Source organism: Streptomyces sp. NPDC058000, from assembly GCF_042886435.1.
GTDB lineage: Bacteria > Actinomycetota > Actinomycetes > Streptomycetales > Streptomycetaceae > Streptomyces.
This window is the reverse complement of the sequence record NZ_JBHVQS010000007.1, coordinates 22,379-35,931: the sequence shown is the minus strand read 5'-3', so window position 1 is coordinate 35,931 and position 13,553 is coordinate 22,379. Positions and strand designations below refer to the sequence as shown.

11 protein-coding genes and 1 riboswitch are annotated in these 13,553 nt (G+C 69.9%); of the genes, 6 read left to right on the top strand and 5 right to left on the bottom strand.

Annotated elements, in window-relative coordinates; all coding sequences use genetic code 11:
- Positions 1-290: 290 nt before the first annotated feature.
- From ACFVT2_RS10040 to ACFVT2_RS10025, 4 genes are all read right to left on the bottom strand, one after another.
- Positions 291-1,817 (bottom strand): glycoside hydrolase family 3 protein, encoded by a 1,527-nt coding sequence (locus ACFVT2_RS10040; protein ID WP_390014567.1) that lies wholly within the window; start codon positions 1,815-1,817, stop codon positions 291-293.
- Between the two features lie 3 nt (positions 1,818-1,820).
- Complete coding sequence (locus tag ACFVT2_RS10035; protein ID WP_390014564.1) at positions 1,821-2,651, bottom strand: carbohydrate ABC transporter permease; 831 nt, start codon at positions 2,649-2,651, stop codon at positions 1,821-1,823.
- Positions 2,648-3,622: a carbohydrate ABC transporter permease gene (locus ACFVT2_RS10030; RefSeq protein ID WP_390014562.1), complete on the bottom strand. Its 975-nt coding sequence runs from the start codon at positions 3,620-3,622 to the stop codon at positions 2,648-2,650. Before ACFVT2_RS10030 ends, ACFVT2_RS10035 begins: the two co-directional genes overlap by 4 nt.
- A gap of 168 nt (positions 3,623-3,790) precedes the next feature.
- Complete coding sequence (locus ACFVT2_RS10025; protein WP_390014559.1) at positions 3,791-5,059, bottom strand: extracellular solute-binding protein; 1,269 nt, start codon at positions 5,057-5,059, stop codon at positions 3,791-3,793.
- A 241-nt stretch (positions 5,060-5,300) separates the two neighbouring features.
- Here ACFVT2_RS10025 and ACFVT2_RS10020 point away from each other — a divergent pair, with 241 nt between their 5' ends.
- The 3 genes from ACFVT2_RS10020 to mctP all read left to right on the top strand — a co-directional run bounded on the left by ACFVT2_RS10020 (position 5,301) and on the right by mctP (position 8,224).
- Positions 5,301-6,062 carry a GntR family transcriptional regulator gene (locus ACFVT2_RS10020; protein WP_390014948.1) on the top strand — a complete coding sequence of 254 codons (762 nt, stop codon included), beginning with the start codon at positions 5,301-5,303 and terminating at the stop codon, positions 6,060-6,062.
- Between the two features lie 240 nt (positions 6,063-6,302).
- Positions 6,303-6,560 carry a DUF3311 domain-containing protein gene (locus tag ACFVT2_RS10015; RefSeq protein ID WP_390014557.1) on the top strand — a complete coding sequence of 86 codons (258 nt, stop codon included), beginning with the start codon at positions 6,303-6,305 and terminating at the stop codon, positions 6,558-6,560.
- Positions 6,560-8,224, top strand: a complete 1,665-nt coding sequence (mctP, locus tag ACFVT2_RS10010; RefSeq protein WP_390014554.1) for a monocarboxylate uptake permease MctP — start codon at positions 6,560-6,562, stop codon at positions 8,222-8,224. The genes ACFVT2_RS10015 and mctP overlap by 1 nt, the downstream gene beginning before the upstream one ends.
- An 84-nt stretch (positions 8,225-8,308) precedes the next feature.
- Here mctP and ACFVT2_RS10005 read toward each other — a convergent pair whose 3' ends face one another.
- Complete coding sequence (locus tag ACFVT2_RS10005) at positions 8,309-8,896, bottom strand: Uma2 family endonuclease (RefSeq protein WP_390014552.1); 588 nt, start codon at positions 8,894-8,896, stop codon at positions 8,309-8,311.
- Positions 8,897-9,029: 133 nt separating this feature from the next.
- On the opposite strand from ACFVT2_RS10005, the gene ACFVT2_RS10000 reads away from it, so the two are divergent.
- The 3 genes from ACFVT2_RS10000 to ACFVT2_RS09990 all read left to right on the top strand — a co-directional run bounded on the left by ACFVT2_RS10000 (position 9,030) and on the right by ACFVT2_RS09990 (position 13,515).
- The gene (locus tag ACFVT2_RS10000; protein ID WP_390014549.1) at positions 9,030-9,533 is read left to right on the top strand and encodes a GNAT family N-acetyltransferase; all 504 of its coding nucleotides are present in this window, start codon (positions 9,030-9,032) and stop codon (positions 9,531-9,533) included.
- A gap of 167 nt (positions 9,534-9,700) precedes the next feature.
- Positions 9,701-9,808: riboswitch (cobalamin riboswitch) on the top strand.
- A gap of 186 nt (positions 9,809-9,994) precedes the next feature.
- Positions 9,995-12,448, top strand: coding sequence for a ribonucleoside-diphosphate reductase subunit alpha (locus tag ACFVT2_RS09995; protein WP_390014546.1), 2,454 nt, complete (start codon positions 9,995-9,997; stop codon positions 12,446-12,448).
- A complete protein-coding gene (locus ACFVT2_RS09990) occupies positions 12,448-13,515 on the top strand; it encodes a ribonucleotide-diphosphate reductase subunit beta (protein WP_390014544.1) in 1,068 nt (355 codons plus the stop codon). The genes ACFVT2_RS09995 and ACFVT2_RS09990 overlap by 1 nt, the downstream gene beginning before the upstream one ends.
- Positions 13,516-13,553 lie beyond the last annotated feature (38 nt).

Genomic DNA, 13,553 nt, shown 5'->3' with positions numbered 1-13,553 from the left:
CGTTGTGGGCGATGTGGGCACAGGCCCTCGGTGCGATGTGGGGCGGGTTCAACTCCCATGCGGGCGTGCCCAGTCAGGAGGTATGCCGGCCCGGGTGTCCGCTTGTCAGGGCCTGTGTCCCGTCAGGACGTACGCCCTGCCGGGGTGTCCGCTCGTCAGAGCCTGCGCCTCGCCAGGACGTACGCCCCGCCCGGGTGTCGCTCGCCAGGACCTGCGCCTCGTCAGGGCCTGTGTCACGTCAGGGCCTGCGCCCCTGCCAGGACCTGTGCCCCGTCAGAGCCTTCGTCCCGTCAGGGCCTGTGTCCCGTTAGGGCCTCTGCTGCTGCCTGGCTGCAGACGCGGGCGGCGCCGTGGGTGGCGAGGTGGGGGGTGCCCTGGGGCGGTGCCTGGGGGACGCCCATTTCGACGACGGCGGTGTGGGGGCGGGCGGTCAGCAGGGTGTGCAGGGCGTCGGCCATCCACGGGTGGCGGTGGAGGTCGCGGACGACGGCCACGACGGGGCGGTCGCCGGCGGCGGTGAGCAGGGTGTCGACGAGGGCGCGGGTCCCGGCCGCGGCGTCCTCGGCCGTGTAGGCGGCGGTTTCGGTGCCGGGGAGGAGCCGGGACAGTTCGGCGGCGACGCCCCAGGGGGTTTCGTCCCCGACGGCGATGTTGGCGAGGGGGGTGAAGGCGGCGACGTAGGCGGGGCCGGTCAGCGGCTCGTACGGGGTGACGGAGGTCAGGCGGAGGGCACGGCGGGCGGCGGTCAGGCCGATCCCGGGGGCGGGCGCGGCCCCCTCCCCCGCGCCCGCCTCCCGGGTCCAGTGCGCCAGGGTGCGGACCCGTGCCGCGGCGTCGGCGAGCCGCTCCTCCGGCAGGTCGCCCTCCCGGACGGCGCGCACCAGGGCGTCGCGCAGCCGCAGCACGGTGTCCTCGTCGGCCAGTCCGCCGCCGACGCAGATCGCGTCGGCTCCGGCGGCGAGCGCCAGTACGCTGCCGCGTTCGATGCCGTAGGTGGCGGCGATGGCCCGCATCTCGATGCCGTCGGTGACGACGAGCCCGTCGAAGCCGAGGCCGCCCTCGGTGGCGGGGGCGCGCAGCAGGCCGTGCAGGGCGGCCGGGCTGAGTGTGGCGGGGCGTTCGGCGTCCAGGGCGGGCAGCAGGATGTGGGCGCTCATCACGGCGCGGGTGCTGGCGGCCACCGCGGCGCGGAACGGCACCAGTTCGCGTTCCTGAAGCGTCGCCAGGTCGGCGCTGATGCGAGGGAGGTCGTGGTGGGAGTCGGTGGCGGTGTCGCCGTGGCCGGGGAAGTGCTTGGTGCAGGCGGCGACACCGGCGGACTGCAGTCCCTGGACGTAGGCGGCGGTGTGCCGGGCGACGAGCTCGGGGGCGGCGCCGAAGGAGCGGACCCCGATGACGGGGTTGGCGGGGTTGGAGTTGACGTCGGCGGAGGGGGCCCAGTTGAAGTTGATACCGCAGTCGGCGAGCCGGCGGCCGAGTTCGCGGGCGACGTCGTGGGTCAGTTCGGGGTCGTCGACTGCGCCGAGCGCGAGGTTGCCGGGGAAGGAGGAGCCGCCGCGCACTTCGAGGCGGGTGACGTCGCCGCCCTCCTCGTCGATGGCAACCAGCAGGTCCTCGCGGATGCCGCGCAACTGTCGGGTGAGTGCGGCGAGTTGTTCGGGGCCGTGCACGTTGCGGCCGAAGAGGGCGACGGTCACCAGGCCCTCGTCGAGGCGGTGCAGGAGCCAGTCGGGGGCGGTGGTGCCGGTGAAGCCGGGCTGGAGGACGGCGAGCGCGTCCCGGGTGAGGGTGTCGGCGGAGCGGATGACGGTGGCCATGGGCTATCCCTTCACTGCGCCGGAGGTGAGACCGCCGACCGCCTTGCGTTGCAGGAACAGGAAGAGGATCAGGATCGGGACGGCGAAGAGGGAGGCGGCGGCCATGGTGGCGCCCCAGTCGTCACCGAACTGGGTCTGGAACTGCGAGAGCCACAGCGGCAGGGTGCCGGCGCCGGGCTCCTTGTTGAGCACCAGCACGAGCGGGAACTCGTTCCAGGCCGTGATGAAGCCGAAGAGGGAGGTGGCCATCAGGCCGGGGGCCAGCAGCGGCAGGACGACCTTGACGAACGCCTGGCGGCGGGAGCAGCCGTCGACCATCGCGGACTCCTCCAGTTCCTTGGGCACCGCGGCGACGTAGCCGCGCAGCGTGAGGAGGGTGAAGGGGAGCACCATCAACATGTAGAAGAAGGTGAGCGGCAGCAGGCTGTTGAGCAGGTCGGCGTCCCGGACGATCATGTAGATCGAGATCACCATGACCTCCCAGGGCGCCATTTGGGCGACCATGAAGGTCAGCAGGATGCCCTTGCGGCCCTTGAACCGCATCCGGGCGATGGCGAACGAGCCGCACAGCCCGATCACCAGCGACAGCCCGACGGCAAGCACGGTCACCAGGACGGAGTTGCCGGCCAGCCGCCAGAAGTTCGGGGCGTCCACGGCCGTCGCGAAGTGGGCGAAGGTGCCGTGGAACGGGAACCACACCGGGTCCTCGCTGAGGATGTCCTGGGTCGGTTTGAAGGCCGTGGCGAACATCCAGTACACGGGGAAGACGAACAGCAGCGCGAGGACGGCGGCGGTCGCGTTGGGCCAGATCCGGCCGACGAGTGAGCGCTTCACAGCGCGTCCTCCTCTTGCTTGAGCGTCAGGCGCAGGTAGTACGCGGTGAGGGCGAGCAGCACGACGATGGTCAGGACGGAGATCGCGGCGCCCATGCCGAAGTGGAGGTTGCCGACGCCCTCGGTGAAGGCGTAGATCGGCAGCGTCTCGGTGAGCCGGTCGGGGCCGCCCTGGTTGATCGCGAAGATCTGCGGGAACGCCTTGAAGACCCAGATGACTTCGAGGAACGTCGTGGCCATGAAGAAGGGGCGCAGGAAGGGGAAGGTGACGGAGGTGAAGATCTTCCAGGTGCCGGCGCCGTCCATCCGGGCCGCTTCGTAGAGCTCCTTGGAGATGGTCGTGGTGGCCGCGTAGAGGTTGAGGGCCACGAAGGGCAGCGACTGCCAGACGATCAGGACGGTGATGACGAAGAAGGTGGACAGCTGTGTGCCGACCCAGTCGTAGTGGGCCATGGCGTGCCAACCGAGGTGGTCCAGCAGCCAGTTGACGACGCCGTAGCGGGAGTCGAAGAGCCACTGGAAGACGGTGGTGGCGGCGATCGACGGCATCGCCCAGGCCAGCACCAGCGCCATCGACAGCACCAGGCGCATTTTCGTGCCGAGCCGGGCCAGCAGCAGTCCGAGCAGGGTGCCCAGCACCATGATCAGGACGACGTTGACGGCGGTGAAGGTGATGGTGCGGGCGGTGACCCGCCAGAACTGCTCGCTGCCCAGGATGTCCTGGTAGTTGCCCAGGCCCCGCCAGTCGGTGAGGTGCTGGATCAGCTCCTTCATGTTGAGGTTCTGGAAGGAGAGCACCAGGTTGCGGACGAGGGGCCAGCCCAGGAAGAGCGCGGTGGCGAGCAGGGCCGGGAGCAGCAGGAGGTAGGGGGCGGCCCGCCGGCCGCCGGGGCCGCTCCGGGCGGGCGGTGCGCCGCCCTTGCCGGTCCCCGGCGTGGTCCTCCCCGCCGCTGCGTCGAGCTGCACTGCCATGAGCGTGTGGTCCCCTCGTTCCCGTGGATGCGCCGGGTGTTCCGGTGGAGGCGGCCGCCGGCCCCGCGGGGTGCCGGCCCGGCGCGGTGGCGGCGGCCGCGGTCGCTGCCCGGGGCGCACGGGCGGGGCCCCGAAGGGCCGCCCGGCCCGTATGCGTCCGGTGGCCGGCTATTCCTTGGCGAGCCGGGCGTTGATCTCGGACTCGATGTCCTTGGCGGCGTCGGTCGGGGCCTTACCGTTCAGGACCGCGGTCATGTAGTTCTTGATCGGGTTCGGCACGTTCTCGACCGCGGCCCACTGGGGGATCAACGGGGTGGTCCCGCCGGACTTCTCGGCGGCCGGGACGGCGGCCGCGGCGGCCGGGTTGTCCTTGGCGGCGCCGGCCAGGGCCGGGGACTTGGGGGTCCAGCCGGCTTCCTTGACCATTTGGGCGTCGTTGTCCTTGGAGAGGGCGACCTTGAGGAATTCCTTGGCGAGTTCCTGGTTCTTACTCATTCCGGCGACCGCGAAGTTGGAGCCGCCGAGGAATACGCCCTCGGGCTTGGCCGCGGTCTCCCCCGGAATGGTGAAGAATCCGATGTCGTCCTTGATCTTCGGGTTGGCCTTGATGGCGGTGGCGGCTTCATAGCCCATGGCGATGAGGGCGCCGGTCTTCCCCTTGGCGAAGATTTCGGCCTGCTGCGGGGTGGCCTCGTCCTTGTTCTTGGGGGCGGTGCTGAACGCCTGGTACTGCTTGTAGATGTCCATCGCCTTGGCGACCTTGGGGTCGGCGAAATTGGAGACCCATTTGCCGCCTTCCCTCTTCACCAGTTGCGCACCGGTGCCGATGGTCAGGCCGTCGAGGAAGTACCAGTTCTGGCCGGGCAGGTAGAGCGGCTCGGCGTCGGTCTTCTTCTTGATGGTGTCGAAGTCGTGGAACAGCTCGGCGCGCGTGGTGGGGTTCTTGGTGATCCCGGCCTGGGCCCAGATCTTCTTGTTGTACATGACCACGCGGTTGCCGGCGAACCACGGCAGGGCGTACTGCTTCCCGTCCGCCATCGCGGCCTTGTTGAAGGCGTCGTTCCAGTCGGCGCCGATCTCCTTCTTCAGGTCGCCGAGGTCGACCAGGGCACCGGCCTTGGCGTAGGCGGCGGTCTGGGTGTTGCCGATCTCGACGACGTCCGGCGGAGTGTCCTCCGAAAGGGCGGTGCTCAGCTTCTGCTGAATTCCGTTCCACTGCTGGACCTTGAATTCGACCGTGGCGCCGGTCTTCTTCTTGAATTGGTCGGAGACCTGCTTGGTCCATTGCTCCGGATTGGATCCGGACATCACCCATACGGTCAGCTTCTGGCCCTTGAAGCCGTCGGCACCCGCATTGTTTCCGCCGCTCGACCCACAGGCAGCGACACTCACCAGCATTCCCGCGACCGCGGTCGCCGCTATGAGCCCACGCTTCATCGCGCTCTCCCCCTCAAGGACGGGTGTGGCTTTAATGGTTTAGACCAGTTCCCGCAGCTTGGCCTAGACCTTTAGGGGTGTCAAGGGTGTATAAGAGTCGCTGTCAGGTCCGTTACCGGACCGACATCTGACGGGCCGGGACCCGCGTGGGCGCACGGGCACCCCGTCCGTGCCACGATGTGAGCCGCTACGTACGGAGGAGCCGGTGACGGCAGCACGACAGGCATCGGAGAGGCGGGTCATGGACACCGAGGCGGGCAGCGCCGAGACCGGCGGCAGTGGCGCGCGCACCGCCCGGGTGCCCAAGTACTACCGACTCAAGCGGCATTTGCTGGAGATCACCGAGACCCTGCCACCGGGCACCCCGGTACCGCCCGAGCGCACCCTCGCCGCCGAGTTCGACACCTCCCGCACCACGGTCCGTCAGGCCCTCCAGGAACTCGTCGTCGAGGGCCGCCTGGAGCGCATCCAGGGCAAGGGCACCTTCGTCGCCAAGCCCAAGGTCTCCCAGGCGCTGCAACTGACCTCCTACACGGAGGACATGCGGGCCCAGGGCCTGGAACCGACCTCCCAGCTGCTGGACATCGGCTACGTCACCGCCGACGACCGGCTGGCCGGACTGCTGGACATCACCCCCGGCGGCCGGGTGCTGCGCATCGAACGGCTGCGGCTGGCCAGCGGCGAGCCGATGGCCATCGAGACCACCCACCTTTCGGCCAAACGGTTCCCGGCGCTCCGCCGCAACCTCGTCAAGTACACCTCCCTGTACACCGCGCTGGCCGAGGTCTACGACGTCCGGCTGGCGGAGGCCGAGGAGACCATCGAGACCTCGCTGGCCACCCCGCGCGAGGCCGGTCTGCTGGGCACCGACGTCGGCCTGCCGATGCTGATGCTCTCCCGGCACTCGCTGGACGCCCAGGGGCAGCCGGTGGAGTGGGTGCGCTCGGTCTACCGCGGCGACCGCTACAAGTTCGTCGCCCGCCTCCAGCGCCCGACGGACTAACAGCCCGCGCCCGTCACCCTGGCCCGTCCGTACGCCCGGCCGGCCGTACGGATTCCGGACGGACCGCCGCCCGGCCGGCGCCGCCACCCCACGCGGCCCGGCCCCGGCCCCACCCACGGTCAACTCCCCCTCGGTAACCGCCTCGTACCGATATGCGGACAGCTAGTGACGCGCGCCACGACCCTGGCTTAGATTTCCAGCCGATTACCCAGGAGTTCACCAGGGACGGGAGCCACGGTCATGGCCGAGAAAGCCGCACCACCGGACCGCAGACCGGTCGTCACACCCACCCGGGTGGTGGCCGGACTGTGTCTGGTCGCCCCGTTCATCGCGATGCTGTGGGTGAGTTCGTACGCCAGGATCGAGCCGACGCTGATCGGGATCCCGTTCTTCTACTGGTACCAGATGGCGTGGGTGCTGATCTCGACGGTGCTGACGATCGTGGCCTACAAGCTGGTCCAGCGTGAGCAGCGCGCCCGCAAGGGCGGTGCGGTCTGATGACGACCCCGGTCACGACACTCGCCGCCGCCTCCCAGGGCGTCAACGGCGTGGCGCTCGCCGTCTTCATCTTCTTCTTCCTCGCCGTCACGGTCATGGGCTTCCTGGCCGCGCGCTGGCGCAAGGCCGAGCAGTCCGACAGCCTCGACGAATGGGGCCTGGGCGGGCGCAGCTTCGGCACCTGGGTGACGTGGTTCCTGCTCGGCGGCGACCTCTACACCGCGTACACCTTCGTGGCCGTCCCGGCGGCGATCTACACGGCGGGCGCGTCCGGCTTCTTCGCCGTCCCGTACACCATCCTGGTCTACCCGCTGATCTTCACCTTCCTGCCCCGGCTGTGGTCGGTGTCGCACCGGCACGGCTACGTCACCACCTCCGACTTCGTCCGCGGCCGCTTCGGTTCCAAGGGCCTGTCGTTGGCGGTGGCGCTCACCGGGCTGCTCGCCACGATGCCGTACATCGCGCTCCAACTGGTCGGCATCCAGGCCGTCCTGGACGTGCTGGGCGTCGGTGGCGGCGAGCACGCCAACTGGTTCGTCAAGGACCTGCCGCTGCTGATCGCGTTCGCCGTGCTGGCCGCGTACACCTACTCCTCGGGCCTGCGTGCGCCCGCGCTGATCGCGTTCGTCAAGGACGGGCTGATCTACCTAGTCATCGTGGTGGCGATCATCTACATCCCGATCAAGCTGGGCGGCTTCGGCGAGATCTTCCACGCGGCCAAGCAGACGCTCGCCGTGCACGGGCCAACCGGCAAACCGCGCGGTGAACTGGCCAGCGGCCCCAACGCGCAGTGGGCGTACGCCACGCTCGCGCTCGGCTCGGCGCTGGCGCTGTTCATGTACCCGCACTCGATCACCGCGACGCTCTCCTCGCGCAGCCGCAACGTCATCCGCCGCAACACCACGATCCTGCCGCTCTACTCCCTGATGCTGGGCCTGCTCGCGCTGCTCGGCTTCATGGCGATCAAGGCCGGCACGAACACCCACGGCAATGCGCAGCTGGCGATCCCGCAGCTCTTCGCGGACATGTTCCCCAGCTGGTTCGCGGGGGTGGCGTTCGCCGCGATCGGCATCGGCGCACTGGTGCCCGCGGCGATCATGTCGATCGCCGCCGCCAACCTCTTCACCCGGAACGTCTACAAGGACTTCCTGAAGCCCAGCGCCACGCCCGAGCAGGAGCACAAGGTCGCCAAGCTGGTCTCCCTCCTGGTCAAGGTCGGTGCGCTGGCCTTCGTCCTCACCATGGACAAGACCGTCGCCATCAACTTCCAGCTGCTGGGCGGCATCTGGATCCTCCAGACCATGCCGGCGCTGGTCGGCGGCCTCTTCACCCGCTGGTTCCACCGATGGGCGCTGCTGGCCGGCTGGGCGATCGGCATGGTCTACGGCACCCTCGCCGCGTACGGGGTGGCCAGCCCGACGCAGAAGCACTTCGGCGGCTCCAGCGCGGAGATCCCCGGCATCGGCCAGATCGGCTACATCGGTCTCACCGCCGTCGTCCTGAACGTCGTCGTGTCGGTCGTCCTGACGTTCGCCCTGAGGGCCCTCAAGGCCCCTGAGGGCACCGACGAGACCACCCCCGCCGACTACACCGCCGACCTCGGCGACAAGGGCGTCACCGCCGACCTCCCGCCGGCCACGGCGGACTCCCCGGCCGGGCACTGAGCGTTCGTCGACTACGGCGGAGGGCCGTCGCGTTCGTCAGGAACGCGACGGCCTTCTCCGTGTGTGGAGCGGCGCCGCAGAGCGTCAGTTCACCCAGTCCTTGAGCGCTTCGGTTTCGAGCGTGATGCCCACAGGGTCCGGGAGATGGAGCTCCTTGCCGTACGGCACGGTGTGGACGTTCTCGTAGCGGCCGCCATCAGGCTCGCTGTAGACCGTCACCTCACAAGATTCGCGGTCGATCAGCAGGTAAAGCGGGATGCCGGTCTCCGCATACGCGCGAGGTTTCTCCACCCGGTCGCGCTTGTCCGTGTCGGAGGCGTACGAGGTGACCTCAACGACCATCAGCACCGGATCGGGGTCTGCCCATTCACCCTGCCCCACGAAGGCGCCGCTGGGGGCGAGCTCACCATCCGGGCGAGCCCTACCTCTGCGATATGCCTGCACCTTCAACCCCTGATCCGGGTAGAGCCACAGTCCGGGGCGCGCCTGGATGCAGATGCGCGTCAGCCACTCGATGATCCGACCGTGATCCCCGTCCGGCACAGCCTTGCTCCTGATTTTCCCGTCGATGAACTCCAACCGGGCGCCTTTCTCCAGGCGGGCGAGTATCCGGGCGACCTCTTCAAAATGCTCGGTCTCCATGATGTGCAGCCGGCCGGCGAGCGCGGTCATGAGCCTTCTCCTTCTTCCAACAGACGGAGCGGGGAACGTAGAACCGACGATAATCGACCCCACTGACAGTCACGTCGCGATCACCATCGGCGAACTCCCTCTCCCGCCCCCGCGACTTCCCCACACTGGTCCCATGGACATCACGATCAGGCCCATACGTCAGGCGGAGTTCGACACGGTCGGTGAGTTGGTGGTGGAGGTGTATCTGGCCGACGGGCTGCTGTCCGGCGGGGTGGACGATCCGTACGCGGCGGTGCTGCGGGAGGTGGCGCACCGGGCGGAGCACGCCGAGGTGCTGGTGGCCTCGGACGGGGCGGACGGGGCGGTGCTGGGGGCGGTGACGTTCGCGGCGGCCGGGAGTCCGTACGCGGATCTGGCCGGGCCCGGCGAGGGCGAGTTCCGGATGCTGGCGGTGCGGCCCGCGGGGCGCGGGCGCGGCATCGGCGAGGCGCTGGTGCGGGCATGTCTGACGCGGGCTCGGGCGCTGGGGCTGCGCCGGATGGTGCTGTCGAGCCACCAGCACCTGTTCCCGGCGCACCGGCTCTACGGGCGGCTGGGGTTCGCGCGGGCACCGGAGCGGGACTGGGATCCGGTGCCCGGCATCACCCTGTGGGCGTTCGCCCGCGAGCTGGCCTGAGCCGCCTGCCGGAGGCGTTCCGAAGGCTTTCCGGCGGCGTTCCGAGGGGGCCCTGGCGGCCCGGCCCTTCGCACGCCTGCGGGAATGGTATGCGGCAGCGACACAAGATGTGGGGGTGCGTGCGGGGAGCGACACAAGATGTATGCTCTTCCTCGCTGTCGCCGCAGGGGAATCCGGTGCGAATCCGGAACTGTCCCGCAACGGTGTGAGAGCGCAGTCCACCGGCCGTTTCCCAACGGTACGGACCCGGCGATGCGCTCCCGAGTCCGAGGACCTGCCGACGGTACGCCCGCACCGCCATCGGTGCGGCGTCGATACGTCCGGGCCCCGAGGGATGGGCCGATGGACGCCGCGCGGCCGGCCCGCGCACCCCCGGTTCGCCGCGGGGTGCCGCCCTGCCCGCGCGGCTCCCGTCGCATCACCGTCCCTCCCGGCCCCCGCCGAGTGAGGGAGAGCATCAGGTGACCATCGCGCCAACGGAGCCCGCGTCAGACGCCGAGGTCGTGCAGCCCGTGGTGGCCGCGCCTGGCGCGTACGAAGACGGCCCGGGCGTCGCCCTGCTGCGGACGCTGACCGAGTTGACCGCGGACCTGACCGCGACCGATCCCGGCAAGGTGGCCGCCGCCGCGCTGCGCGGCCGGCACCCCAGGTCCGACGCGGCGGAACTGCGCTCGCTGGCGACCGAGGCCGCGGCCGGCCTGATCGCCGACGAGCCGCAGTACTCCAAGCTCGCCGCGCGCCTGCTGACCCGCGCCATCGCCGAGGAGGCCGCCGGCCAGGGCGCCACCTCCTTCTCGGCCTCGATCGCGGTCGGCCACCAGGAGGGGCTGATCGCGGACGCCACCGCGGAGTTCGTCCGCACCCACGCGGCGCGGCTGGACGCGCTGGTGCGCGAGGCGCAATCAGAGGGGCGCGAAGCGCCTTCCACCGCGGGTGGTGGCGGGCGACGGGTGGGCGGCGCCGACGACCGGTTCGGGTACTTCGGGCTGCGCACCCTCCATTCGCGCTACCTGCTGCGGCACCCCACCACCCGCCAGGTGATCGAGACCCCCCAGCACTTCCTGCTGCGGGTGGCCTGCGGTCTCGCCGAGGACGACAGCGCGCGGGCGCTCGCGGACGTCGCCGAGCTGTACCGGCTGACCAGCACGCTCTCCTACCTGCCGTCCTCCCCCACGCTCTTCAACTCCGGCACCCGCCACCCGCAGATGTCCTCCTGCTACCTGCTGGACTCCCCGCTGGACGAGCTGGACTCGATCTACGACCGCTACCACCAGGTGGCCCGGCTCTCCAAGCACGCGGGCGGCATCGGCCTCTCGTACTCGCGGATCCGCGCCCGCGGTTCGCTGATCCGCGGCACCAACGGGCACTCCAACGGCATCGTGCCGTTCCTGCGCACCCTGGACGCGTCGGTGGCCGCGGTCAACCAGGGCGGCCGCCGCAAGGGCGCGGCCTGCGTCTACCTGGAGACCTGGCACGCCGACATCGAGGAGTTCCTGGAGCTGCGGGACAACACCGGCGAGGAGGCCCGCCGGACCCACAACCTCAACATCGCGCACTGGATCCCGGACGAGTTCATGCGCCGGGTGGAGGCGGACGCGGACTGGTCGCTGTTCTCGCCGTCCGACGTGCCCGAGCTGGTCGACCTGTGGGGCGCCGAGTTCGACGCCGCCTACCGGGCGGCGGAGGCCGCGGGCAAGGCCCGCAAGCAGGTCCCGGCCCGGGTGCTGTACTCCCGGATGATGCGCACCCTGGCGCAGACCGGCAACGGCTGGATGACGTTCAAGGACGCCGCCAACCGCACCGCCAACCAGACCGCCGAGCCCGGCCGGGTCGTGCACTCCTCCAACCTGTGCACGGAGATCCTGGAGGTGACCGACGACGGGGAGACCGCCGTCTGCAACCTGGGGTCGGTCAACCTGGCCGCGCATCTGGGCGCGGACGGCGAGCTGGACTGGGAGCGGCTGGACGCCACCGTCCGCACCGCCGTGACCTTCCTCGACCGGGTCGTGGACATCAACTTCTACCCGACCGAGCAGGCCGGCGCCTCCAACTCCCGCTGGCGCCCGGTCGGTCTGGGTCTGATGGGCCTCCAGGACGTGTTCTTCCGGCTGCGGCTGCCGTTCGACTCGGCCGAGGCGCGGGAGCTGTCCACCCGTATTTCCGAGCGGATCATGCTCGCCGCCTACGAGGCGTCCGCCGACCTCGCCCAGCGGCACGGCCCGCACCCGGCCTGGTCCGCGACGCGTACGGCCCGCGGCGTGCTGCACCCGGACCACTACCCGAACGCCGAACCGCGCTGGGCGGACCGCTGGGCGGCGCTGCGCACCCGGATCGCCACGACCGGGATGCGCAACTCGCTCCTGCTGGCCATCGCGCCGACCGCCACCATCGCCTCCATCGCCGGCGTCTACGAGTGCATCGAGCCGCAGGTCTCCAACCTCTTCAAGCGCGAGACGCTGTCCGGCGAGTTCCTCCAGGTCAACACGTATCTGATCGAGGAGCTCAAGGAGTTGGGCCTGTGGGACGCGCGGACCAGGGACGCGCTCCGGGAGGCCAACGGCTCCGTCGCGGAGCTGGCCTGGATCCCCGCGGACGTCCGGCACCGCTACCGCACCGCCTGGGAGATCCCCCAGCGGGCCCTGATCGACATGGCCGCGGACCGCACGCCGTACCTGGACCAGAGCCAGTCGCTCAACCTCTTCATGGCGTCGCCGACCATCGGCAAGCTCAGCTCGATGTACGCGTACGCCTGGAAGCGCGGCATCAAGACCACGTACTACCTGCGCTCCCGGCCGGCGACCCGGATCGCCCAGTCGGCCCGCGCCGCATCCATCCCCGCCCAGTTGCCGGTGGCCGACCCCGACGCGGTCGCCTGCTCCCTGGAGAACCCCGAGTCCTGCGAGGCATGCCAGTAATGACCACCGCGCCCGAGAACCCTGAGACCCCCGAGAGCACAGCAGCCGGCGACCGCCCCGGCCGCACCAAGAACCTCCTCGACCCCGGCTTCGAGCTGACCCTGCGCCCCATGCGCTACCCGGAGTTCTACGACCGGTACCGGGACGCGATCAAGAACACCTGGACGGTGGAGGAGGTCGACCTGCACTCCGACGTCGCCGACCTCGCCAAGCTCTCCCCCGGTGAGCAGCACCTCATCGGCCGTCTGGTGGCCTTCTTCGCCACCGGCGACTCGATCGTCTCCAACAACCTGGTGCTGACCCTGTACAAGCACATCAACTCCCCCGAGGCGCGGCTCTACTTGAGCCGTCAGCTCTTCGAGGAGGCGGTGCACGTCCAGTTCTACCTGACACTGCTGGACACCTACCTGCCCGATCCGGACGACCGTGCCGCCGCCTTCGACGCCGTGGAGAACATCCCGTCCATCCGGGAGAAGGCCCAGTTCTGCTTCCGGTGGATGGACCACGTCGAGGAGATCGACCAGCTCAGGACCAAGGCCGAGCGCCGCCGTTTCCTGCTCAACCTCATCTGCTTCGCGGCCTGCATCGAGGGCCTGTTCTTCTACGGCGCGTTCGCGTACGTCTACTGGTTCCGGTCGCGTGGCCTGCTGCACGGTCTGGCCACCGGCACCAACTGGGTCTTCCGGGACGAGTCGATGCACATGGAGTTCGCCTTCTCCGTGGTGGACACCGTCCGCCAGGAGGAGCCCGAGCTCTTCGACGACGCACTCCAGCAGCAGGTCACCGACATGCTCAGGGAGGCCGTGGAGGCCGAGCTGCAGTTCGCCCACGACCTGTGCGGCGACGGCCTGCCCGGGATGAACACCGCGTCGATGCGCGAGTACCTCCAGTGCGTCGCCGACCAGCGGCTGCGCCGGCTGGGCTTCCCGGCCGTCTTCGGCTCGGAGAACCCGTTCTCCTTCATGGAGCTCCAGAACGTCCAGGAGCTGACCAACTTCTTCGAGCGGCGCGCCTCGGCCTACCAGGTCGCCGTCGAGGGCTCGGTCTCGTTCGACGACGACTTCTGATCCCGGTCGTCCGACCCGCCGCCCCACCTGCCGTCCGG

What these genes read in the sequence shown, in the direction of transcription:
- ACFVT2_RS10030 (WP_390014562.1), bottom strand. Translation starts at nt 3,622, where the DNA reads ATGGCAGTGCAGCTCGACGCAGCGGCGGGGAGGACCACGCCGGGGACC.
- ACFVT2_RS10025 (WP_390014559.1), bottom strand. Translation starts at nt 5,059, where the DNA reads ATGAAGCGTGGGCTCATAGCGGCGACCGCGGTCGCGGGAATGCTGGTG.
- ACFVT2_RS10020 (WP_390014948.1), top strand. Translation starts at nt 5,301, where the DNA reads ATGGACACCGAGGCGGGCAGCGCCGAGACCGGCGGCAGTGGCGCGCGC.
- ACFVT2_RS10040 (WP_390014567.1), bottom strand. Translation starts at nt 1,817, where the DNA reads ATGGCCACCGTCATCCGCTCCGCCGACACCCTCACCCGGGACGCGCTC.
- ACFVT2_RS10005 (WP_390014552.1), bottom strand. Translation starts at nt 8,896, where the DNA reads ATGACCGCGCTCGCCGGCCGGCTGCACATCATGGAGACCGAGCATTTT.
- ACFVT2_RS09990 (WP_390014544.1), top strand. Translation starts at nt 12,448, where the DNA reads ATGACCACCGCGCCCGAGAACCCTGAGACCCCCGAGAGCACAGCAGCC.
- mctP (WP_390014554.1), top strand. Translation starts at nt 6,560, where the DNA reads ATGACGACCCCGGTCACGACACTCGCCGCCGCCTCCCAGGGCGTCAAC.
- ACFVT2_RS10000 (WP_390014549.1), top strand. Translation starts at nt 9,030, where the DNA reads ATGGACATCACGATCAGGCCCATACGTCAGGCGGAGTTCGACACGGTC.
- ACFVT2_RS10015 (WP_390014557.1), top strand. Translation starts at nt 6,303, where the DNA reads ATGGCCGAGAAAGCCGCACCACCGGACCGCAGACCGGTCGTCACACCC.